At 73.5% G+C, this 22,313-nt stretch carries 18 protein-coding genes; 10 read left to right on the forward strand and 8 right to left on the reverse strand.

From position 1 onward, the window contains the following. Positions 1-1,438: hypothetical protein (locus QCN29_RS08525; RefSeq protein ID WP_279927120.1), on the forward strand; the 1,438-nt coding region annotated here is incomplete at its 5' end. A 424-nt stretch (positions 1,439-1,862) separates the two neighbouring features. Here the strand turns inward: QCN29_RS08525 and QCN29_RS08530 are convergent. Beyond that, positions 1,863-2,324 (reverse strand): cyclic nucleotide-binding domain-containing protein, encoded by a 462-nt coding sequence (locus QCN29_RS08530; RefSeq protein ID WP_279927121.1) that lies wholly within the window; start codon positions 2,322-2,324, stop codon positions 1,863-1,865. 388 nt (positions 2,325-2,712) lie between these two features. Here QCN29_RS08530 and melC1 point away from each other — a divergent pair, with 388 nt between their 5' ends. Together melC1 and melC2 are read left to right on the forward strand one after the other, a co-directional pair. Further along, positions 2,713-3,132 carry an apotyrosinase chaperone MelC1 gene (gene melC1 / locus QCN29_RS08535; RefSeq protein ID WP_240134622.1) on the forward strand — a complete coding sequence of 140 codons (420 nt, stop codon included), beginning with the start codon at positions 2,713-2,715 and terminating at the stop codon, positions 3,130-3,132. Positions 3,133-3,200: 68 nt separating this feature from the next. After that, positions 3,201-4,031, forward strand: a complete 831-nt coding sequence (gene melC2, locus QCN29_RS08540) for a tyrosinase MelC2 (RefSeq protein ID WP_279927122.1) — start codon at positions 3,201-3,203, stop codon at positions 4,029-4,031. 38 nt (positions 4,032-4,069) lie between these two features. Here melC2 and QCN29_RS08545 read toward each other — a convergent pair whose 3' ends face one another. Then, positions 4,070-4,930 (reverse strand): caspase family protein, encoded by an 861-nt coding sequence (locus tag QCN29_RS08545; protein ID WP_279927268.1) that lies wholly within the window; start codon positions 4,928-4,930, stop codon positions 4,070-4,072. Positions 4,931-5,095: 165 nt separating this feature from the next. On the opposite strand from QCN29_RS08545, the gene QCN29_RS08550 reads away from it, so the two are divergent. The 6 genes from QCN29_RS08550 to QCN29_RS08575 all read left to right on the forward strand — a co-directional run bounded on the left by QCN29_RS08550 (position 5,096) and on the right by QCN29_RS08575 (position 13,382). Then, a complete protein-coding gene (locus QCN29_RS08550) occupies positions 5,096-5,992 on the forward strand; it encodes a DNA/RNA non-specific endonuclease (protein WP_279927123.1) in 897 nt (298 codons plus the stop codon). Between the two features lie 59 nt (positions 5,993-6,051). After that, positions 6,052-7,017, forward strand: a complete 966-nt coding sequence (locus tag QCN29_RS08555; RefSeq protein WP_279927124.1) for a hypothetical protein — start codon at positions 6,052-6,054, stop codon at positions 7,015-7,017. Between the two features lie 128 nt (positions 7,018-7,145). Further along, entirely contained in the window at positions 7,146-8,273 is a 1,128-nt protein-coding gene (locus QCN29_RS08560) for a hypothetical protein (RefSeq protein ID WP_279927125.1), read from the forward strand. After that, positions 8,254-11,157: an ATP-binding protein gene (locus tag QCN29_RS08565; RefSeq protein WP_279927126.1), complete on the forward strand. Its 2,904-nt coding sequence runs from the start codon at positions 8,254-8,256 to the stop codon at positions 11,155-11,157. The genes QCN29_RS08560 and QCN29_RS08565 overlap by 20 nt, the downstream gene beginning before the upstream one ends. After that, a complete protein-coding gene (locus QCN29_RS08570) occupies positions 11,154-12,278 on the forward strand; it encodes a trypsin-like peptidase domain-containing protein (protein WP_279927127.1) in 1,125 nt (374 codons plus the stop codon). Before QCN29_RS08565 ends, QCN29_RS08570 begins: the two co-directional genes overlap by 4 nt. A 39-nt stretch (positions 12,279-12,317) precedes the next feature. Further along, positions 12,318-13,382 carry a trypsin-like serine peptidase gene (locus QCN29_RS08575; protein WP_279927128.1) on the forward strand — a complete coding sequence of 355 codons (1,065 nt, stop codon included), beginning with the start codon at positions 12,318-12,320 and terminating at the stop codon, positions 13,380-13,382. 66 nt (positions 13,383-13,448) lie between these two features. On the opposite strand, the gene QCN29_RS08580 is transcribed toward QCN29_RS08575, so the two are convergent. From QCN29_RS08580 to QCN29_RS08605, 6 genes are all read right to left on the reverse strand, one after another. After that, on the reverse strand, positions 13,449-13,697 hold the full coding sequence (locus QCN29_RS08580; RefSeq protein WP_279927129.1) for an SCO4226 family nickel-binding protein: 249 nt from the start codon (positions 13,695-13,697) through the stop codon (positions 13,449-13,451). Positions 13,698-13,797: 100 nt separating this feature from the next. Then, positions 13,798-16,302 (reverse strand): SpoIIE family protein phosphatase, encoded by a 2,505-nt coding sequence (locus QCN29_RS08585; protein WP_279927130.1) that lies wholly within the window; start codon positions 16,300-16,302, stop codon positions 13,798-13,800. Further along, entirely contained in the window at positions 16,299-18,839 is a 2,541-nt protein-coding gene (locus QCN29_RS08590; RefSeq protein WP_398859155.1) for a SpoIIE family protein phosphatase, read from the reverse strand. The genes QCN29_RS08585 and QCN29_RS08590 overlap by 4 nt, the downstream gene beginning before the upstream one ends. Positions 18,840-18,914: 75 nt before the next feature. Continuing rightward, positions 18,915-19,664 carry an SDR family oxidoreductase gene (locus tag QCN29_RS08595; protein ID WP_279927131.1) on the reverse strand — a complete coding sequence of 250 codons (750 nt, stop codon included), beginning with the start codon at positions 19,662-19,664 and terminating at the stop codon, positions 18,915-18,917. 58 nt (positions 19,665-19,722) lie between these two features. After that, entirely contained in the window at positions 19,723-20,583 is an 861-nt protein-coding gene (locus QCN29_RS08600) for a CBS domain-containing protein (protein ID WP_279927132.1), read from the reverse strand. A 186-nt stretch (positions 20,584-20,769) separates the two neighbouring features. Next, positions 20,770-21,654 (reverse strand): universal stress protein, encoded by an 885-nt coding sequence (locus tag QCN29_RS08605; RefSeq protein WP_279927133.1) that lies wholly within the window; start codon positions 21,652-21,654, stop codon positions 20,770-20,772. Positions 21,655-21,826: 172 nt separating this feature from the next. Here QCN29_RS08605 and QCN29_RS08610 point away from each other — a divergent pair, with 172 nt between their 5' ends. Further along, positions 21,827-22,249 (forward strand): Hsp20/alpha crystallin family protein, encoded by a 423-nt coding sequence (locus QCN29_RS08610; protein WP_279927134.1) that lies wholly within the window; start codon positions 21,827-21,829, stop codon positions 22,247-22,249. Positions 22,250-22,313 lie beyond the last annotated feature (64 nt).

The following is a 22,313-nucleotide window of genomic DNA, read 5'->3' on the forward strand; positions in this document are numbered from 1 at the left end:
CGCCGCCGCGGCGCTCTCCGGCGGGGCCCCGGGCGCGGGGGCCCCGGCCCAGGCCGAGCTGCTGCGGGCGGCGCATGCGGCACGGCTGGCCGGGCTGCACCGCTGCGAGGCGGCGGCGCTCCGGGTGGTGCGCGGTCTGCGCGCCGCCCGGGAGAAGCACCCGGGGCACCGGCTGGCCGATCTCACCGACGCCTTCCGGGAGCTGCTGCTGACGTCGGGTGCGCTGGCCGCGGCCGGGGACGACCCGGCGTTGATCGGCACCGCCCGCCGCGCCTACCGGCCGGAGGGAGGACTGCGGGTCCACGGCGTCTGCCGCGAGCCGGTGCTCACCGCCACCGGATACGCCGGGGTGGTCACCCATCTGATCGGAGCGGACGGCCGCCGGTTCACCCTGGCCGATGTCCGCCCGGGCCGTCCGGGGCGGGCCCGTGCGGCGGGCACGGCCCCCGCCGCGCTGGGCGGCGGAGCGCTGGACCATGCAGAGCTGGCCCGCAGCGGACTGCTGGTCGCGGGGGCCACGGTCTCCCCCGACGGGCGGCTGGGCGCGGGCCGCCGGGTGCGGGCCACTCCGCTCGGCGCTGCTCCCTGGACGGAGGAGCCCCTGGCCACGCTGTTCTCGACGCCGCTGCACGCCGCGGTCGCCGCGCGGCTGGCGGACGGTCCCCTGAGCGGCGCGGACGGAGCGGACGGAGCGGACGGAGCGGACGAACTCCTCGGCTGCGATCTGGAGCTCGCCGGCGTCCAGGGAGGAGCCCTGCTCGCCCGCGAGCTGCCCTGCGGCGACGGGCCCGGCGGGCCTTCGGCAATCCGGCTGCTGCCGGCGCACGACCACCCGGAACTGGCCCATTCCGCGAACTTCCGGCGGCTGGCGGCCCGTCCGGGGCTGCGGGTACGCGTGGTGGCCCGGCTGGACGCCGCCCGGGCGGCCACGCTGCGTCCGCTGGCCGTAGGCCCGGTTCCGGGTGCGGAGCGGACGCTGCGGCTGCCCGCGTCCTGGCTCGGCCGTGCTGATCTGGGCTACGACCTGCTGCAGGGCGGCCATCTGCCCGCCTCCGGGGAGGCGGGCCCGCCGCAGGCGTCATCCGGTCCCGCTCCGACGGCCGACGTGCCCCTGTGGCGGGTGCGCCGTCTGGTGGAGCTGGCTGTCGCGGGGGGACGCCGTACCGTCGCCGAGGCGGGCCTCGGCGAGGAAGCACGCCACCGTGCGGTCGTACTGCGGAGGGCGGGGTTCGACACGGCGGCGGCGCTCTCCGGGGAGCTTGCCGCCGAGGCGGGCCGCCGCCGGCGCGACGCCTTCGGCCGCCCGACGGCAGCCGGCTCCGGCTCCGGCTCCGGCTCCGACGGATACGCCCGTGCCTGGCTCGCCGCCGCCGTCCACCTGGCCGCTGCCGAGCACGCGCTGGTCCGTGACTCCTGGCAGTGCGGCGCGCCGCGGTAGCCGTGGCCGGCGGGTTCGTCCTCTGCCCCGCCCCTTCCCGAAACCGGGGCTTCGCCCCGGACCCCGCACCCCACGGGCTTGCGCGGGACTCCAACCCCGTGCAAGCCCGCGCCTCGAGCGCAGGCGGGGCTGAATCGGACACAACGCCGATTCAGCCCCGTTGGGGCGTCTCTCATCTGGATCCCGTGGAGAAACCCCCTGGGGGGCGCGCCTTGGTGGTCGACAGACATGCCGGGGCCCGGAGGCCAACGGCCCTCTTGCCGGACCGCGAAAGACATGACGAACTCCCCCGAACGGAGTCGGGGGGAGTTCGAGGACACGGCCGAAGGGCGTCCGGGGTCCGGGGCGGAGCCGGTTTCCGGAGGCGGGCCCCCACACCCCAGGGCACAGGGGAAGGAGCAGGCAGAAACCGCCCGGCACGCTGCTAGAGGCCAGGCCCGCCCGCTCCGGACGGCCCGTACATGTCGAGCAGCCGGGTGCGCGCCGAAGTCAGCCGGTGGGCGATGAGCTGCGCGACGGCGCGGGTGAAGGCAAGGCCGAACACCGGGTCGTCGTCGCAGAGGTCCCGTACGGCGACCGCGTCGAACTCGAAGGCCGTCACAGGGCTGACGGCTTCCGCCCCCAGATGCCACAGGTGCGGCGGGAACAGCCAGGACCAGCCGAGCAACTCGCCGGGCCCGAGTTTCTCCACCACCACGGCGCGCCGCCCCGGCACATGGAGGTCGAGGTCGACCGCGCCCGTACGGATGATCCAGAAGCGGTCGGCGCGCCGCCCCTCCTCGAAGATGCGCCTGCCCGCCTGGAAGGACGTCTCCGCGGCGAGCTGCAGCAGCCGGTGCCTGCCTTCCGCAGGCAGGTCATTCAGCAGGGGAGGCCCGGTCGTCATGCTCGCTCCGTTGCTCGCCGCTCGTCCACTGGTCCGGTCGTCGCGGATCCGCATGCCCAGTGTCCGGCCGATGCGGCGTCCCGGCATGTCGTAGCTATTCGGTCAGATTTGCGACATGACCCCGGTCACGTTTTCCCCACCCAAGCAAAAGAATCTTCACAGATTCGCCATACAAACGAAACATCTTTCTCCACCCGCTCCAGGAAGGCGTTCCCACAGCAAGATCAACTTTGTTCAATCCTGCACTGCGTATCTGGACATGTCCGCATAGCAGCCAACCGTCCGCCGGGGATTTCCCCGGCCGGGCGACCCCCAGGTAGGCATCGGTCTCGCACGCCCGTCGGCGTGCCGGAACCACCGAACTCCCGCCGTCTACTTGGAGGTTGAGTTGTCAACCACTTCTTCTCTGTCCCGCAGGAGCGCCCTGGGCGCCACCCTCGGCGTCTTCGGAGGGCTGGCCCTCGCCGGGGCCGCGCACGCCTCCGCCGACCGCGCCCGGGACGGCCACCGGGACCACCCGGCCCTCGCGGGCCACGACGCGATGCCGGAGTCCTTCGACGAGATCTACGAGGGCCGCCGCATCCAGGGCCGTCCCGCGTCGCACGGCGGCGGCTCCCCGCACGGCGGCCACCACTCGGCCGGCTACCAGGTGCATGTGGACGGCCGCGAGCTGCATGTGATGCGCAACGCCGACGGCACCTGGATCAGCGTGGTCAACCACTACGAGACCTTCGCGAACCCGCGGGCCGTGGCCCGCGCTGCCGTCGTCGAGCTGCAGGGCTCGACGCTCGCGCCCTTCCCGGCCTGACCCGTCAGGGGCAGCGTCCACACCCGCACACCGCACACCGCACGACCCGATCGGGGAGCAGCACGTCCATGACCGTACGCAAGAACCAGGCCACCCTGACCGCCGATGAGAAGCGCCGCTTCGTCGACGCGCTCATCGAGCTGAAGCGCAGCGGCCGCTATGACACGTTCGTCACCACGCACAACGAGTTCATCATGAGCGACACCGACTTCGGCGACCGCGTCGGCCATCGCTCGCCGTCGTTCCTGCCGTGGCACCGCAGATTCCTCCTCCAGTTCGAACAGGCGCTGCAGTCGATCGACTCCTCGGTCACGCTGCCGTACTGGGACTGGACCGCGGACCGCACCGCCCGCTCGTCGCTGTGGGCGGCGGACTTCCTCGGCGGCACCGGCCGCAGCCGCGACAGCCGGGTGATGGACGGTCCGTTCGCCTTCGGCTCCGGCAACTGGCCGATACGGGTGCGGGTCGACGGACGCGGCTATCTGCGGCGCTCGCTGGGCGCGGGCGGCGGGCTGACGCTCCCCACCCGCGCCGAGGTGGACTCCGTGCTGGCGATGCCCACATATGACACCGCGCCCTGGAACAGCTCCTCGGACGGCTTCCGCAACCATCTGGAGGGCTGGCGCGGGGTCAATCTGCACAACAGGGTGCACGTCTGGGTCGGCGGCCAGATGGCCACCGGCGTCTCTCCCAACGACCCCGTCTTCTGGCTGCACCACGCGTTCGTGGACAAGCTGTGGGCCGACTGGCAGGCGCTCCACCCCGACTCCTCCTATCTGCCCCGGGGCGGTACGCGGAACGTGGTCGACCTCGACGACACGATGCGGCCCTGGAACGATGTGACGCCGGCCGACATGCTGGACCACACCGCGTTCTACACCTTCGACACCGCCGCCTGACGGAGCCGGGCCCGCCGGGCGGTCTCACATCGTGAGCCTCACACCGTGAAGGGCCGTTCGCCGACGAACGCGCCGCCCGGCCGGCCCGCAAAGTACAGGTTCGGGCTCTGCGTGGCCGGCATACGCCGCACGACGGCCCGGTGGAAGGCCCGGTGCCCGCCCCGGAAGCCGCCCTTGTCCCACACGTCCAGCAGCGTGCCGGTGAACCGGCCGTTGACCGGGCCGTCGGAGGCGAGCTGATTGTCCTGGCAGGCGGAGATGAGCACCGCATTCGCCTCGTTCTCGCTCTGCGGACCGCCGCGCGTCGCGGCGAACGACCGCTGGAGCTCCTGGTAGAAGTCCTTGTCCCGGGCGTAGCTCTGCTGCTGCCGGAAGACCGGCATCAGCCGGGAGAGGTCCTCGACCCGGGCGGGGTCGCGGGTCTGGAACTGGCTCTCCATGGCCTCGGGGGTGAGCACGTCCCTGACCTCGATGCCGCTGCCGCTGTGGCAGCAGTCCAGCAGCACCAGGATGCGCACCCCGTCGGTGAACCGCGCCAGTTCGCGGTTCACCTCGTCGTCGAGGAACTGACGGTCGTACAGGACCAGGGTCTCGTCCAGAGCGTCGGGCTCGACGTCGCCGCCGACCTCGTTGGGGATCTGCCCGCCGTGTCCGGAGTAGCTCAGCAGCAGGATGTCGCCGCTCTTGAGCCGGCTCGCGGCCTTGCGCAGCTCCGCGGTGACATTGCCGGCGGTGCCGTCCGCGCCGAAGAGGACCGTGTCGGAGAACCCGGCCTCGCGTGCCAGCGCCGCCATGTCGCGGGCGTCGTTCTCGCAGGCGACCAGCGCGCCGTCCCAGCCGCCGTACTGCGCGGGGTCGACCGTGTTGAGTCCGATGTGGAGGGAGAGGCCGACGGCCATGGGTCCCTGCCTTTCTCCGGGCGGCGTCCGTCGCACGGATGCCTTCCGCGGGCCCTTGGCCGCCGAACCCGCCGCCGCCCGCATCATGCGTACGGCGCGCGGCTGTTCGGGTGGCTTCCCCGCGGCCGCCGACAGCGGGCCCGCGGACGCGGTACCGGTCATACCATGATCCCATCCGACTCCTCGGGGGCTCCGGAAGGCGTCGGCGCGGCGGCAGGGGCCTCCCTGGCCGACCGCACGGGGTACGACGAGCGCTTCCTCGGCCCCGCGGTGCCGCTGCCGCTGCCCGTCGGCCCCGGCATCGAGCCGGTGGTCCTGCCCTATACGCACTTCACCGTGGTGCTGCGGCCGGACCGCAGGCTGGCGGCGTCCACCGCCTGCTGCATCGACGGGGCGCGGCTGGCGAAGGACCCGCCGGAGCGGCACGACGGCTGGCGGTACGACCCGCGCGTGCCGCGGGAGTGGCAGGCGGGCGACGCCCTGTACAAGAACAACTCCCTGGACAAGGGGCATCTGGTCCGCCGGCTCGATCCGGTGTGGGGCGCGCACGCGGCCGTGCTGCGCGCGGACGACGACACCTTCTACTACACCAACGCCGCCCCGCAGGCCGATGTGTTCAACCAGGGCAAGAAGGTGTGGCAGGGCCTGGAGAACCATCTCCTGGAGCACGCGGCCCGGTTCGACCGCAGACTGATCGTGCTGACCGGCCCGGTGCTGCATGACTCCGACCCGCCCTACCGGGGCGTCCAGGTGCCGCTGCGCTTCTGGAAGGTGGCCGCCTTCCTGCAGGAGGGTCAGCTCGCCTCCACCGCCTATGTGCTGGACCAGAGTCCGGATCTGACCCGGGACGCGGAGCGGGCGCTCGCGGGGGCGCAGCGGGGCGCGCCGCCGCCGCTGGGCGGCTTCCGCACCTTCCAGGTGCCGGTGTCGGATGTGGCGGAGCTGACCGGCCTTGATCTGGGCCCGCTGCCCGCGACGGATCTGATGCCGCTGACGCGCGCCCCCGAGACGCGCTGGAAGCGCCTCCGCTCTTATGCGGAGATGGTGATGAACGGCTCGTAATCGGGCACAACACCTTTGCCACCACCGATGATGTCCGCTCCTTGGCAGTGGGAGGCGCAATGCGACCCCGGATCGTCTATGTCCACGGCAACGGCAACAAGGTCCGGCGCGAACTCCTCAAGTCCCAGTGGGACCGGGCGCTGTTCGGCCGTGACATGGGCGAGGGGTCGGCCATGGCGTACTGGGCGCCGGTCCGGTACGACTCCCCGCTGCCCGACTTCCGGGCCGATCCGCTGGACGGCGAGCCGGAGTGGATCGAGGAGACTCCCGGGCTCACAGCGGTGGAGTCCGCCGAGGACTTCATCGAGGAGTGCCTGGCCGAGGCGCGCCAGGAGACGCCCGGGCCCGACGGCGTCCCCCGCGAGGGCGTCGCGGGCCCGGAGACGGCGGCCGCGCTGAGCGGCTGGCTGCGCGATATGACCTATCTGGCGGACACACTGGCGCCGGCCGAGGAGGAGGACCGGCTGCCGGAGGGCGGGACGGACGCGCTGCCCGAGGTGCTGCCGCTGCCCCGCCCGGCCCGCAAGGCGGTGCTGCGGCTGCTGATCAAGCGCACGTTCAAGGACGTGTACGGGTACTTCTTCGGCGGCGTCGGCGCGGCCATGCGCACGGTGGTGCGGGAGACGGTGGCGGACGCGGGGCCGGGCCCCCTGGTGGTCGTCGGCCACAGCCTCGGCAGCATCATCGCGTACGAGGTGCTGCGCGAGCAGCGCCGGGACGTGGAGCTGTTCCTGACGGTCGGCTCACCGCTGGGCATCACGGAGATCAAGGACTGCCTGGAGCAGCGGCCCGCCGTGCCGGCGTGCGTCTCGGCCTGGTGCAACGCCTCCGATCTGCGTGACTTGGTGGCCATGGACCATACGCTGCGGGGCGAGTACGCGCCGGACCACAAGGTCACCGATCTGCTGGTGTCCAACGACAGCGGGAACCACCACGGCATCTCCGAGTACCTCGGCCATGCCCGGGTCCAGGAGCCGGTCCGGCGGGTGTTCGGCCCGACCGCATGGGGGTCCCGCATCGCATAGGGGCGCGGGCCGGCTCGCCGTACGCCCGTTCGCCATGGCCGAATTGCATCCGGTCATACCCGGTGGAAACATGACAGACAGGAGTCGGCGCGTCTCCTGCTTTCCCTGGGCGACCGGGTAGGTGCGCTATGCCGCTGGCAGACACCGAGTGGGACCTCGTCACCATGTGGGCACAGCAGTATCTGCTGGACACGCCCGCCCCGCACGCCGTGCTCGCCGAGCACGGCTTCTCCCGGGAGTTCATCGGCGCCCTCCCTCTCACGGCAGTCAGCGCGGACAACGCCCGGGCGCTGGTGCGCCATGCGTGCAGGGACATCGAGGGCCAGCTGCGGCTGCTCGAGGCGCTCGCGGCGCACGATCGGCTTTCCGTGCTGCCGGAGGGGGCGAAGGCCGCCGCGTTCCGGGACCGGCTCGCGGAGGACCTGCGGGCGCACCGCTCGCAGGACGTCTTCCGCACCAGTGTGCTCAGCGGCGGCGCGGAGGTCTTCATCGACCGTCAGGACCTGCGCGAGACGCTGCGTTCGTTCGTCTCGGACCCGCACCGATCGGTGCTGCTGGTCGACGGCGCCCAGGACAGCGGCCGCTCGTACACGTACACCCTGATCCGGCACATCGGCCAGCACCACGGCTTCCGGCCCGCACGGGTGACGCTGTCGCCGACCACCACCGCCGACCAGGTGATCCGACGTCTCGCAGGCTTCGTCTCCGACCCGCGGGCCGGGCTCGCCCCGCCCCATCCCACCGAGCTCAACGACCTGCTGCCGTCGCTCGACGACGCCGTGCACTGGATCGTCGGCCGGGCGACGGCCGTGGACGAGCGCTACTGGCTGGTACTCGACGAGTGCGACAAGCTCGACGCCAGCTCCGACGTCTGGGACCTGATCAGCCAGCTCGCCCTCGCCGTCTACGAGCACGCCGCGGTGCGGGGCGACGCGGCCCCGCGCCTGGTGCTGCTCGGCTACGGCCCCACGATGCGTCAGCTGCCCTACGACGTGCGCGGCAGCGTCTGCTGGGACACGGCGCGGATCGTCCAGCCCGACGACCTGCGCGGCTTCTTCGACCAGTACTTCAACGAGTCCCCGCCCTCCTTCGTCGCCTCGGGGGCCCTGCGGGACGCCTCCCTCGGGGAACTCGTCGACGAGGCCGTCGACGAAGTGCTGCGCGCAGCGGAGGCAGAGGACGGCGACGGGGCGAGCTATATGCGCAGGATCTGCACCGCGGCGGAGGGGGCGATCCGTGTCTACCGGTCCCTCTGAGGCCAGCGGGAGCGCGCGTTCGGAGTTCGGCGCGCGGCTGCGCGAGGAACTGCGCGCCTCCGCCGCCCGCGAGCCGGCCGTCTCCGGGACCCGCCGCGGCTACCGGGCGGCCGCCTGTCTGCTCTCGTGCTTCGATCCTCGGCGGCTCGCCCTGCCCGGCCAGGAACGCCCCGACGGGCGTGCGGCGGTGGAGCTGGTGGACGACTGCACGGCGACCGGTGCGCAGGACCGTGTGGAGTGGACGCTGCTCCCCGGCGTCCGGGAGACGGCGCTGCGCTCGCTGAGCGGCCCCGGGGAGGCGCTGCGGGCGCTGGAGAGCAACCTGGCCGTACTGCCGGACGAGCCGGGCCCCGAGCACCTCTGCCTGGCGGCGCTGCGCGGCGGGAAGCTCACGCCGGGAGACGACGCCGAACAGCTGGCCGATCTGCTCCAGGCGGTGCTGTGGCTGCGGCTCATCCCGGGCATGAGCGGGCTCCCGGAGGTCGGCGGGGTGCGGGCGCGGCTTGAGCGGGCCCGGCTGATGCAGCCCCTGGAGCGGCTGCTGCGCGACCCGTTCGTGGGCCGCGAGGCCGAGCTGGGCGAACTGCGCGGCTTTGTGGACGGCCGCGCCGCCGGGCGGGCCCCTTCCCCGCCGCTGGTGATCCACGGCCCGGGCGGGGTCGGCAAGTCCACGCTGCTGGCCGCGTTCCTCCTCGACAGCCTCCGCCGCACCCCCGGCTTTCCGTTCACCTACATCGACTTCGAACGGCCCACGCTCTCCGTGCACGAGCCGGTCACCCTCATCGCCGAGTCGGCCCGCCAGCTCGGCATCCAGTACCCGGCGTTCCGGGCAGCGTTCGACGTGCTGGAGGACGAGTGCCGGCGCACGGCCCGCAGTCAGCGGGCGCGCCAGGAGCAGGTCGTCCAGCTGCGGGGGCTGGCCACCACGCGCGCCGGTCCCGGGCGCCGCTCCTCCGAGCAGTTCCAGCTCTCGGCCGTCGAGGAGGAGACCGAACTGGTCACTCGTACCGCCGCACTGCTGCGGCGGGCCGTCGCGCCCGCCGACCCGCCGTTCGTCCTTGTGATGGACTCCTTCGAGGAGGCCCAGTACCGCGCCTCCCCCGCCCTCGGCCGGATGTGGGCGGTCTTCGGGGCGCTCCGGCAGGCCTATCCGCGGCTGCGGGTCATCGCCTCGGGCCGGGCTCCCGTGGGGCATCCCGCACAGTCCGCGGTGCCGCTGGAGATCGCCCTGGGCGAACTGGACCCGGACTCCGCAGTGGCGCTGCTGGTGGCCTGCGGGGTGCGTGACGCGGAGGCGGCGCGGCTGCTGGCGGAGCGGGTCGGCGGCCATCCGCTCAGCCTCAAGCTGGCGGCCCGCGCCGCCTTGTCGGCGCAGGACCGCGGGGAGCGGCTGGACACACTCATCGGCGGCCTGCCCGCACGGCGGAGGCGCTTCTTCCGCCGCGTCGACCAGATGCTCGTCCAGGGCCTGCTGTACGAGCGGATCCTGCACCACATCCCGGACGAGGAGGTGCGCAGGCTGGCCCACCCGGGGCTGGTGCTGCGGGTGATCACCCCCGAGATCATCCAGGAGGTGCTGGCCGTGCCGTGCGGGCTGCGGGTGGACTCTCCCGAGGACGCCCGGCGGCTGTTCGACGCGCTCGCCCGGATCGACCTGGTGGAGCCCGCGGGCCCCGACGCCGTACGCCACCGTCCCGATGTGCGCGCCATCATGCTGCGGCTGTCCGGAAGCGACCGCGCCGCCGTGATGCGGGACATCGAGCAGCGGGCCGTTGCCTACTACGCGGCCCGTGACGGGGTGCAGGCGCGCGCCGAGGAGATCTACCACCGGCTGCGGCTGAACGAGAGCCCGCGAGCTGTGGAGGAGCGGTGGCTGCCGGGCGTGGAGCGGCTCCTCGTCGGGGCGCAGCAGGAGATGAACCCGCGTGCGGCGGGGCTGATCACGGCGCACCTCGGCGGCGTGGCCCCGAGGAAGGTGCTGGCCGAGGCGGACCAGGAGGACTGGGAGCGGATCGCGGCCCGCGAGGTGGAGGATCTGCTTGCGCAGGGCTTCGCCGAGGAGGCCCTGGTACGGCTGGGCGAGCGCCGGCCGTGGACGCCGTGCAGTGCGCTGCACTCGCTGTGGGCGGAGACCCTGAACCGGCTGGGGCGGCGGGCCGAGGCGCGTGCCGCGGCCTCGGACGCCGTGGCCGAGGCCGGGAAGGCGGGCTGCGCGGGGCGGCAGCTGGAGTTGCTGCTGCTCGCGGCGCGCCTGGACGAGGAGGCGGGTGAGGCGACGGCCGCGGACCGCAGGCTGCGCGCGGCCGAGGACCTCGCCGTGAGCCTCGGCCAGGACCTGGAGGCGATGGGGGCGCTGCTGGCGCGGGCGCGGCTGGCCGCCCGGGCCACGGCGGGCGACCGCGAGGCCGACGCGAGGCTCGCCCGGCGGCTGCGGACGCTGCCGGACTCCGCACTGGCCGGTCAGCCGGCGCTGGTCCGGGCGGTCGCCTCCCAGGTCTATCCGCAGGACCCCGGCGCGCTCGACCATGCGGTGGGTCTGGTGGGGCTGCCCGAGGGCGATGAGGCGCTGGAGCTGCTGGGCGGCGGAGTGCGTCGGGCTGTCGAGGCGCGGCCGGCGCTGCTGGGCCCCCTGATGGAGGCGCTGGACCGGACGGCGGGGCCGGAAGAGACGGAAGCGCCGGAAGGCAAGGCGGGGTCGGAAGGGACGGCGCCGGCGGATGTGACGGACATTCTGCGACTGGCCCGCGAGCGGGGCACGCTGGACGATCTGGCGCGGCAGCTGCTGGCGCTGCCCGACGACAGCGGGGAGATCGCGGCCGGGGTGGCGGCCGCGATGTGCGCGGGGAGCGAAGGGGACGGCCCGGCCGGGCCTGGTGGGCCATGACCGGATATCTGTCCTCTGCGGAGCTCGTGCGGGTGCGCGACGCGGCGCTGGAGAGCGGGCTTGCCGACCCCTCGGTGCGGCCGCTGCTCTTCGACGGCATCCTGCCCAGGTACCGCGGCACACTGCCGCTGCACGCCGCGCCGGGCCGTCAGGTCCACTCGGATCTGACGGAGATGAACCGGGTGGAGCGGCTGATCGACGGCTCGGTGCCGTTGGAGATCTGGCTGCGCAACGCCGTGGCGCAGACCGCGGAAGCGGGCCCCGCCGCCGTGCTGCAACGGGCGCTGGACGATGTCGCACGGGACGCGGGGGGAGAGCCCGATGTGCTCGCGGGACGGGAGACTCCCGAGATCAAAGAGCAGGTCATCCACCGCGACGACACGGTCCCGTTCGCGTTTCTGCGGGGCGGCGACCTGGCGGGCGCGGCCGTCGCCCGCGTCAGGGTCCCCCCGTACGAGGGCGGGGCGCCGTTGCAGCCGGGCGGCCATCCGCATGCGGGCACGGGCTGGCTGATCACCCCGGAGCTGCTGGTCACCAACCACCATGTGGTCAACGCCCGTACGTCCAGCGGCGGCGCCAGGGTCCTCGCGGCGCCGGACGACCTGGCGCTCCAGGCGCGGCACGCCCATGCCCGGTTCGACTACGAGGGCGAGGACAGCGGGTCGGAGGAGACGCCGGCCGTCGAACTGGCGGCCTCCGACCCGGCACTGGACTACGCGGTGCTGCGGCTGGCCCCCGGTGCGTCGCGGCCGGCGCTGACGCCGGCCGAGGCCCCGCTGAAGGTCGTCGCCGGCGAGGTGGCCGCCGTCAACATCATTCAGCATCCGGGCGGGCTGCCGAAGCGGGTCGCCCTGCGGAACAACCTCGTCTACGAGGCGGACGAACGCGATGTGCGGTACTTCACCGACACCCGCGGCGGCTCCTCCGGATCGCCCGTCATGACGGACGACTGGAAGGTCGTGGCGCTGCACCGGGGCACCCGGCGCGTCGAGAACGTGTCCTTCCAGGGCAGAACCACCGCGTTCGTCAACGTCGGAACGCAGATCAGCGCGGTGCTGGCGCATCTGGCGCAGCACGCGCCGGACGTGCACGCCGAGATCCGGGCGGCACGGCGGAACTGAGCAGTCAGCGGTGAGTCGGACATGAGGAGGTCAAGGACCATGGTCAGGCAGAGCGGATCGCCGGTCGCGGCGACACCCCAGGAGATCTTCGCGGACCCGCGGGAGGTCGCGCGGCGGGTGCGGGAGCGGGTGCTGCAGGAGGTGCCCGAGTCCTCCCGGCAGCTGCACGCCGACGAGGCGCCCGCAGGGCAGATCGCCCATTTCGCGGAGCTGGAGCGGGCACGGGTGCTGGAGGCGGGGGCGAGCGGTCTGGACAAGCTCGCCGCCGGTCGGGCCGACGAGATCGGCGACGACGAGTCGTTCGGCATCGAGGCCATCGTGCTGCTCGAGGGCAGGCCCGCGATTCTGGTGCAGGGCGGGGACTTCCCGGTGCAGCAGGGCGACTGGGCGGTCCTGGAGGACCACCGGGCCGCCATCCGCGCATCGCTGGCGCGCGTCGGCCGGGTGGAGGTGTCGGGCCATGTGAACCTGGACTGGGTGGGCACCGGGTTTCTCGTCGGCGCCGATGTGATCATGACGAATCGTCATGTCGCGGTGGAGTTCGCCCGGGGGGACGGCGCGGGGTGGACCTTCCAGCAGGGCGTGAGCGCCGAGCTGGACTTCGCCGAGGAGTTCGGCACGCTGCCGGGGACCGCCTCGCCCACGTTCGCGGTGACCGAGGTGCTGGGCATCCACCCGGAGGCGGACATGGCGCTGCTGCGGATCGCGCCGCCCGTGAACGGCACCTCGCTGCCGACGCCGCTCGCCGTGGCGGCGGACGCGCCGGCCGATCTCCCGGGGCGTGCGGTGTACTGCGTGGGCTACCCCGCCTGGGACGGCCGGCGCAACGAACCCGAGTCGATGCGCAGGATCTTCATGGACGTCTACAACGTCAAACGGCTCCAGCCCGGGACCGCGACCGAACTCGTCCCCGGGCAGAACGTGATGAAGCACGACTGCTCGACTCTCGGCGGCAACAGCGGCTCGCCGGTCTTCGACCTGACCGACCACCGGGTGCTCGGTCTGCACTTCGGCGGCCGCTACGGCTTCGGCAACTACGCCGTGCCGCTGTGGCAGTTGACGGACGATCCGCTGCTGGGCCGCGCCGGGGTCAACTTCGTCTGAACTCCGCGGCCGGGGCCGGCTTCGTCTGAACGCCGTGTGAACGCCGTGCGGGGGCCCGGAGGCGATTCACACGATGATCGGCACCGGGTGGACCTCGTCGGCCTTGTGTCCGGTGCGTTCGTGGATGCGCTGCACCGCCTCCGCCGAGGGCGCCTCGGACAGGCAGTACACCGTCCCGGACTCCGGGTCGGCCCAGGCCCGCTCGAAGTGCACGCCCTCGTCCTTCTCGATCGCGAGGTCGGCCTCGTGGGCCGCCTTGACCTGTTCGGCGGTGACGCCCTTCATGCCGTGGTGGACGTCCATGTACTTCGCCATGGTCCAACACCTCCGCGGTGTGCCGTACGGGTGCCAGGGGGTGTCCCGGGTGTCCCTTCCCTTCCATGCTGCACCCGTACGGCCCACCCCGCGCGGCCGCCTACAGCTGCTGCTCGGCCCAGATGGTCTTGCCGGTCGGCGTGTAGCGGGTGCCCCACTGCTGGGTGAGCTGGGCGATCAGGAACAGACCGCGGCCGCCTTCGTCGTCGCTGGCCGCGCGCCGCAGATGCGGCGAGGTGTGGCCGGTGTCGGAGACCTCGCAGATCAGTGTGCGGTCGCGGATGAGGCGCACCTGGATGGGGCCCCCGGCGTACCGGATGGCGTTGGTGACCAGCTCGCTGATCACCAGTTCGATGGTGAACACATGCTCGTCCAGACCCCACTCCCCGATCTGGCGTCCGGCCTCTGCACGGGCGAGGGCCACGACCTCGGGGTCAGGGGCGAGCTCCCATACGGCCACCTGGCGCCGGTCGAGGGTGCGGGTGCGCACCAGCAGGAGGGCGGCGTCGTCGTCGACCGCGCCGTCGGGCAGCAACCGGGCCACACAGCGGTCGCACAGCGTCTCGAGGGACTCGGCGACGTCGCCGAGGGTCCCGCGCAGCGCGTCCAAGCCGGCCATGGGGTCCCGGCCGCGGCCCCGGACGAGACCGTCGGTGAACAGCGCGAGGACGCTGCCCTCGGGGAGCTCCATCTCCATGGACTCGAACGGCAGACCGCCCAGGCCGAGCGGCGGGCCCGCGGGCACGTCGGGGAAGTCGACGACACCGGACTCGGGGTCGACGACCGCGGGCGGCGGATGGCCGGCCCGCGCCATGCGGCACAGCGCGGAGACCGGGTCGTAGACGGCGTACAGGCAGGTGACTCCGACGGCTTCGTCCTCGGTGAGCTGCTCCCTGAACGTCGGCTGCGGCTCGCCGGCCTCCGCGGAGTGGTCGGCCGTCTGCACCACGAGGTCGTCGAGGCGGGCCAGCAGTTCGTCGGGGGCGAGGTCGAGCTGGGCCAGCGCGCGGACGCTGGTGCGCAGCCGCCCCATGGTGGCGGCGGCCGTCAGCCCGTGGCCGACGACGTCGCCGACGACAAGGGCCACGCGGGTGCCGGACAGGGGGATGACGTCGAACCAGTCGCCGCCCACCCCGGCCTTGCTGTCCGCAGGCAGATAGCGGTAGGCGAGTTCGGCCGCGGTGAGCCGGGGCAGCCGGCGCGGCAGCAGGCTGCGCTGGAGCAGCAGGGCGGCGGAGTGCTCGCGGGTGAAGCGTCGGGCGTTGTCCAGACAGACGGCGGTCCGTGCCACCAGTTCGTGTGCGACGGCCAGATCGGCGGTGTCGAAGGGGTCGGGGTGCCGGGTCCGGGCGAAGGTGACCACCCCGAGGGTGACGCCTTCGGCACGCAGCGGCACGGCCAGCTGGGACGCCGCCGGCGCCGGGGCCCCGGAGGCGCGGTCGGCGCCGTCAGGGCCGTCAGGGCCATCAGGGCCATCAGGGCCATCAGGGCCGTCAGGGCCGTCAGGGCCGTCGCCCAGATGTTCCAGCACATGGCTGCCGGTGGCCAGGCTGCGTGCCTGCGGTGCGTCGGGCGGGTACGCGGCGCGCTCCCGGCCGTGGGGTCGTCCGCCGGGGGGCGCGGACGCCGTACGGCCGTGCGTGCCCCACACGCGCACCAGACCCGTGGCCGGGACCGGGCCGGGCGGGGGCAGCTCGCCGTCCAGGACGGCTTCGAGGACGTCGACGGCGGCCTCGTCGGCGAAGCCGGGGACCGCGACGGAGCACAGCTCCTGGGCGGTGCGGTCCATGTCCAGGGTGGTGCCGACGCGCCCTCCGGCCCGTACGAGCAGATCGAGGCGCTGCTGCGCGAGATAGCGGTCGGTGATGTCCACCGTCTCCTCGCAGACGCCGAGGGTGGCGCCGGACGCGTCCTGGAGCCGGTAGTACGAGCAGGACCAGACGTGGTCGCGGTCGGGGTCGACGGGCGGCCGGCCGCGGTAGTGGAGTTCGATGACCGGCTCGCCGGTGGCGAGCACCTCCCGCATGACTTCCTCGAGGGTGCCCGCGCGGCGGGCGGAGAGGACCTCGCCGTGGGTGACCATGTCGTCCGGGCCGATGCCGTGGTAGTCGGCGGGGCCCATCTCCTCGTACAGGGCGGCGTTGGTCCACACCACCTTGAGGCGGGTGTCGTAGATGGCCAGGCCGACGGGCGACTGGGTGGCCAGACCCTTGAGCATGGACTGCAGCGCCTCCCACTGCTCGGTCTCCTCCGCGTCGGCCAGGGCGAGCAGCCGGGTGGGGCCCGCGCCGTGGTGGGCGAGGGGGAGCCGGGCCGCCGCGATGCTCAGGGAGCGGCCGTCGCGGTGGCGCAGCTGCAGCACCCGGCGGTGGTAGGGGGCTCCGGCGGGCAGGTCGGCCAGGGCGTCGCCGCGGGCGTTGTGGGAGGCCAGCAGCGCACCGGCGGGGCGTCCGAGGATCTCCCGGGGCTCGTATCCGAGCAGCCGCTCGGCGGCCGGACTCCAGCCGACGATCACGCCGTCGGCGTCGAGTACGGCCGTGGCGGCCCGGGTGATGTCGAGGGGGCCGTGCACGGCGACGTCCTCGGCGGGGTTGACCGTGCTCATGCCGCACCCCCCTCGTCGTCCGCCGCGCCCTCGCCCCGCCAGCGCGCGGCGAGCAGCAGCGCGATGTCGTCGGGTCGGTCGGCGGACTGCCGGGCCTCGCGGATCACCCGGTCGGCGGTCTCGGCGAGCGACAGCGCGGCGGCCGCGGCGATGGTGGCACGCAGCCGTTCGACGCCGACGTCGATGTCGACGCCGGGCTGTTCGACGAGCCCGTCGGTGTACAGGGCCAGCATGTCGCCGGGCCCCAGCAGCAGCTCTTCGACCGGGTAGGACGCTTCGGGGGTGACGCCGAGGACCACGCCGCCGGGCAGGTCGAGGACCTCGGTGAGGCCGTCGGGGCGGCGCAGCAGCGGCTGTGGGTGTCCGGCCCGCACCGCGTGGGCCCGGCCGCTCTCCGGGTCGAGGACGACATAGCAGCAACTGGCGAACTGGCCGGGGTCGAGGTCGATGAGCAGCCGGTTGACGCCGCTCATCACGGCCCGCGGCTCCTGTCCGCTGAGCGCGAAGGAGTGCACGGCGCTGCGGAGCTGCCCCATGGTGGCCGCCGCTGCGACGCCGTGGCCCTGGACGTCTCCGATGACCAGGGCGAGGCCCTGCTCGGTCTCGACGACGTCATACCAGTCGCCGCCGACGTCCATGCCCTGGGTGCCGGGCAGATAGCGGCCGATGGTGTCGACGTGCCGGACGGCGGGCAGCCGGTGGGGCAGCAGGCCGTCCTGGAGCCCGCGGGCGAGGGCGGCCTCGGTGTCGTACCGGCGGGCCCGCTGGAGGGCCTGGGCGATCAGCCCGGCCAGCGCGGTGAGCACGGTGCGTTCCTCGGGGCTGAAGCCGCGGGGCTGGTCGAAGCCGAGGATGCAGGAGCCGACGGGGCGACCGGAGGCGATCAGCGGCAGAAAGGCGCGGGCGCCGATGTTGGCGTCCATGGGGATGCCGGGGTAGGCGTCGGCCAGGCGCTGCATGGATTCGAAGAAGATGGGGCGGCCGGTGGTGAGCGTCTCGACGCCGGGAAGCCGGGCGTCGAGTCCGACGCCGTCGAAGCGGTCGAGGAAACCCTGGGGGAAGCCGGTCTCCCAGGCGAGGTAGAGGCGGCGGTCGCTCAGCAGGTAGATCGCGAGTTGGCGGCCGCCGAAGGCGGGCAGCAGCTCCTCGGTGACCACGGCGGAGACCTGGCGAGCGGTGACGGCTTCGGTGAGGGCGATGGCCAGGGCGACCGGGCGGTAGAGCGCCGAGGCCCGGTCGGCGGGCGAGCCCGGTCCGGTGCCGGGGGCGGCGGAGGAGGCGGGGAGATAGGCGGGCTGATCCGTCTGGTTGAGCATGGCGGTCAGTCCGTCGTGGCCGGGGTAGAGCGACACGGACAGCCAGCTCTCGGGGTCGCTGCGGGCCATGAAGTGGACGGGCTCGTGCGAGATCATGGCGGCCCGGTAGTGCTCCTCGTAGGCGGGGTGGGCGAACCAGGGCAGGGCGTCCCACAGCACCTTGCCGGTCAGCTCGCCGCGCGGGCGGCCGAGCAGCGTCTCGGCCTCGTCGTTGAGGTAGGTGATGCGGCCGAGCCGGTCGAGTGAGAGCACGCCGTGCGGCATGCGGTCGGTGGCGTCGGCGACCGTCGGCGAGGCCCCCAGGTCGACGAGGCGGCCGACGAGCCGGCCGGAGGCGCCCTGCCCGGAGGGCGGGCGGGTGCCGTGCCCCGTCAGTTCGATGCGGTGCGGTCGGCCGTCCGGGCCGAGGAGCCGCATGGTGTGTGCCACGGGGCGGCCGGAGGCGGCGGTCTGCCGAGCGAGCGTCCACAGCCCGTAGACGTCCTCGGACGCGAGCCCGCCGGTGAGCGCGTCGATGGTGCCGGGAGACGCCTCCGGAGCCACGCCGAGGATGGCGCAGACGCCGTCGTCGGCGGTGACCGCGCCGGTGTCGAGGTCCCATTCGAGGTGGCCGACGCGGACCGGGGGCAGGACGGCGCCGGGCAACTGGACACAGACGGGTTCGCCGTTCCAGGCGATATCCATGCCGTCGGCGTGCAGCGCGGCGAGGCCTGCGCCCAGACGGCGGGCCGCGATCTGCATACGGCGTCGGTCGGCGTGTCCGACGGGTCTGCCGGGGGTGGCGGCGCGCAGCACCACCAGCACGCCGAACCGCTCCTCGGCTGCGGACACGGGGGCGTACAGCGAACCGAAGGGGAAGGGCAGCCCCGCCATGAGCTGCGGGAAGCGGCGCATCGCCTCCTCGGCGTCGGCGAGGTGGACGGGGTGCCCGGTGCTGAAGGCCTCCGCCACGGGGAAGGGCCGGTTGGCGTGCATCCGCCACCAGGGCCGGAACAGCGGTCCCGGCAGTCCGCCGAGCACGGCGAGCCGCAGCAGTCCCGGCGTGCCCGAGCGCAGATAGACGCCGCCCGCGTAGCCGCCGACGGCCTCGGTCGCTCCTACGGCGGCTTGTGCGAGCACCAGGGCCAGTTCGTCCGGGACGCGGCTGTCACTGCTGTCTCGGCCGGGCAACGCCGTGCTCGCACTCGGCGGGGTGTGCCCGGCCGAGCGATACCGGGTCACAGTGCCAGCATGCTCCACGGCTCAGGGGAGGCGCACCTCGTGCGCACGGGTCACGGCCGTCGTGCGTGCCGGCGGTCACTCGCCTTCGTCGGTGAGGATCATGGCGCCTGCGGTGGCGCCGCCGTCCACGACGAACTCCGCACCGGTGCAGTACGTGGCGTCGGCGGCGAGGAACAAGGCCAGACGGGCCACCTCCTCCACGGTGCCGAAGCGCGGGATCGGCTGGGCCGCCACCATCTCGTCGCCCATCCCCTCGACCATCGGGGTGCGGATCGGTCCGGGGTGGATCGAGCACACCCGGACGCCGTCGCGCGCGAGTTCCAGGGCGGCGGTCTTCGTCAGCCCGCGCAGCCCCCACTTGCTGGCCACATACCCTCCGATGTTGGCGTAGCCGGTCATGCCCGCGATGGACGACACATTGAGCACGACGCCGCCCCCGGCCCGCCGGAGCGAGGGGGCGAGGGTGCGCATCCCGAGCCACGGCCCGTAGAGGTTGACGTCGAGCACCCGGCGGAAGGTCTCCGGCTCGGTGTCCTCCATGGACTCCATCGTGACGATGCCGGCGTTGTTGACCAGCAGGGACACCGGGCCGAAACGTTCCTCCGCGTCGGCCGCCGCGTCGGCCCAGTCGCTCTCGCTGGTGACGTCGAGACGCCGGAACGCCACCGCGGGGCCGGCCTTCGCGGCCAGTTCCCCGCCTTGCTCCTCGAGTACGTCGGCCACGAGCACCGAGGCGCCCTCGTCGGCGAACAGCCGCACGATTCCCGCGCCGATGCCGCGGGCCCCGCCGGTGACGAGGGCGGTCCTGCCGTCCAGTCGGTTCATCACGAGCCCCTTGTCCTGTGGTACGAGGCGTGCGGCCCGTACGGGGCGGACCTCCGTCTCACGCCGGGGCGAGGCGGTTGCGGACGTCGATCACATCGTCGATGTCCTCGATCCGCACGATCAGCTGCTTGGCGTCGGCCTCGGCCATACGGCCGCCGAGTTCGACCACCCCGTCGCGGACGGCGACGGTGACGTCGCCGCGGGCCGCCGGGAAGTCCGCGGCGAGGATCTGGCTCTCGATCTCCCAGCGGATCTGGTCGTCGCTCCGCAGCAGCGCCTGGAGCAGCGCGTCGCGGTGCACCACGCCGACCAGGCGTCCCTCGTGGTCGGTGACCGGCATCCGCTTGAGGCGGGACAGGGCGGCCAGCCATGCCGCCTCGGCGACCGGCGTGCCGGGGTACACCGTGATGGCGGGGCTGGTCATCAAGGTCTCCGCGGTCTGCCCGCGGGCCTTCTCATGGAGTCTGCGCTCCCTGGAGCGGCTGATGAGGGCCGGCCGCCGTCCGGACGCCGCGATCGCCGCCTTGGCGAGCAGATCGGACGCCGAGACCACGCCCATCACCCGGTCCTCCTCGTCGACGACGGCCACCAGACCCGTCTGCTCCCGGTTGAGCACCCGGGCGATGTCCGGGAACCGCAACTGCCCCGGAACCGAGGGCGCGGGCACGTCCATGACGTCGCGGACCTCGAGCGGACCGGGGGCGGGCGGCTGCTGGGGCTGCTGCGCGCCGGGCTCCCCGGCGGGCTTGGGCTCCGCCGCACGGACCGGCGTACGCTGCGCGGCCTGCTGTGCCGAGGCCGCGGTGACCGCGCCGAGATAGCGCAGCAGCGCGTCGTGGTGAGGGGTCGCCCCGGGCCGGTCCGCTGCCGCGGCCCGGCGGGCTTCCGCTCCTGCGGAGAAGGTTGCGCGTTCGTTCACGGTGGGCTCCTCACTCCGGCTGCTCATGTGGCCTGCGTGGCCTTCACGGCCCGCGTACCGGCCGTCTTCTTCAGTCTTCGCCGCGCGACGCCGGATTCTCAGGGCCGGTCGGCCCCGTGACGTCCGTCGGACGGCCCCTTTGGCGCCCCTCCGGCGGAATACGGCTCAGACGGCGGGGCGGTCGGGTCAGGTCTCGTCCCCGCCCTCCGGTGCGGGGACGGTGATCACCGGGCACTCCGCGCGCTGCAGCAGGCCGTGCGGGACGGAGCCGAGCAGCATGCCGCGGAAGCCTCCGCTGCCGCGGCGGCCGACGACCAGCGCCAGCGCCCGGCCCGACTCCTCGGCCAGCACGTCGACGGGGTGGCCGCGTACGACGGAGTGGGTCACCGACACCTCGCGCCAGGCGTGTGCGCGGGCCGCGACGGCCTCGTCCAGCCGGGTGCGGCACTCCTCGAGCGCTGCGCGCTCGTCGTCCAGGAAGGACAGCAGCGGCGGCTGCCAGACCCACAGGGCGCGGACCGAGGCCCCGCGCAGGGCCGCCGCCTCCAGGGCGTGGTCGAGGGCCGCCGCCCCCGAAGGGCTGCCGTCCACGCCGGCCACCAGATACGGCGGCTCTTCGACGGCCTGCTCTCCCTCGGGCACGACCGCGACCGGGCAGGCCGCATGGGCGCTGACCGGTTCGGCCACCGAGTATGCGCTCAGCCGCTGGGCGACCCTGCCCAGCCCCCGTGAGCCCACGACGACCAGTCGGGCGTGCCGCGACTGCTGGACCAGGACCTGGGCGGGGGTGGCGTCCGTGATGTACGTCGACAGCTCCAGGCCCGGGTGGCGCTCCAGGGCGCGCGCCGTGGCCTTGTCGAGCGCCTCGTCGCCCAGCTCGCGCAGTGCTTTGTGGTGGGCCGACTCCTCGACGCCGCGCACATGATGGGTCACCGGGAGTACCGCATGCACCAGGCGCAACGAGGTTCTGCGGCGCACGGCCTCGTCCGCCGCGTAGTCCGCTGCGGTGTCGGCCGGTTCCTGGGCGTCGACGCCGAAGACGACCGGAGGGTTCTCACTGGCAGTAGTCATGGTTCCTCCACAGCTGGTCACTGCACCGTAGGTCGGGCGGACGGTGCGTGTCGGGGGGACGTTCGGCCCCTGATGCGGACTGTTCGGCCCCTGCGCGCCGCCGGTGCGCGCGCTGCACTGGAGGTGTCCGAAGCCCAGCGTCCGGCTCAGCACTGTCGAGGAGGCAGGAATCATGGCGACCCTGGCACGCAAGCAGAGGTTCCCGTTCCCGGATCTGCCCGAGTGGTTCGAGGCGTTCCCGTCCCGGTTCGCCATGCCGGCCATGGCCGATCTCTACACCGTGCGCATCGAGGCCTACATGGAGAACGACCGCTATGTGGTCCGGGCCGAGCTGCCCGGCGTCGGCGTCGAGGACCTGGACGTCACCGTCGAGGAAGGCATGCTCAGCATCAAGGCGGAGCGCACCGAGCGCGAGGTCGACAAGACCCACAGCGAGATCCGCTACGGGTCGTTCACCCGCAGCGTGGCGCTGCCGGCGGGTGCGAAGGAGGACGACGTCCAGGCCGAGTACGCCGACGGGATGCTGACGGTCAGCGTCGGTCTCGGCGAAGAGAAGCGCGAGGCCAGGCACGTCGAGATCAAGCACACCGCCTGACGGGCCCGGGCCGTACACGCCGTGGGGCACGGCGGGTACGCCGTGGGGCGCTGCGGGTGCCGGG

Source organism: Streptomyces chengmaiensis (genome assembly GCF_029846775.1).
Taxonomy (GTDB): Bacteria; Actinomycetota; Actinomycetes; order Streptomycetales; family Streptomycetaceae; genus Streptomyces; species Streptomyces chengmaiensis.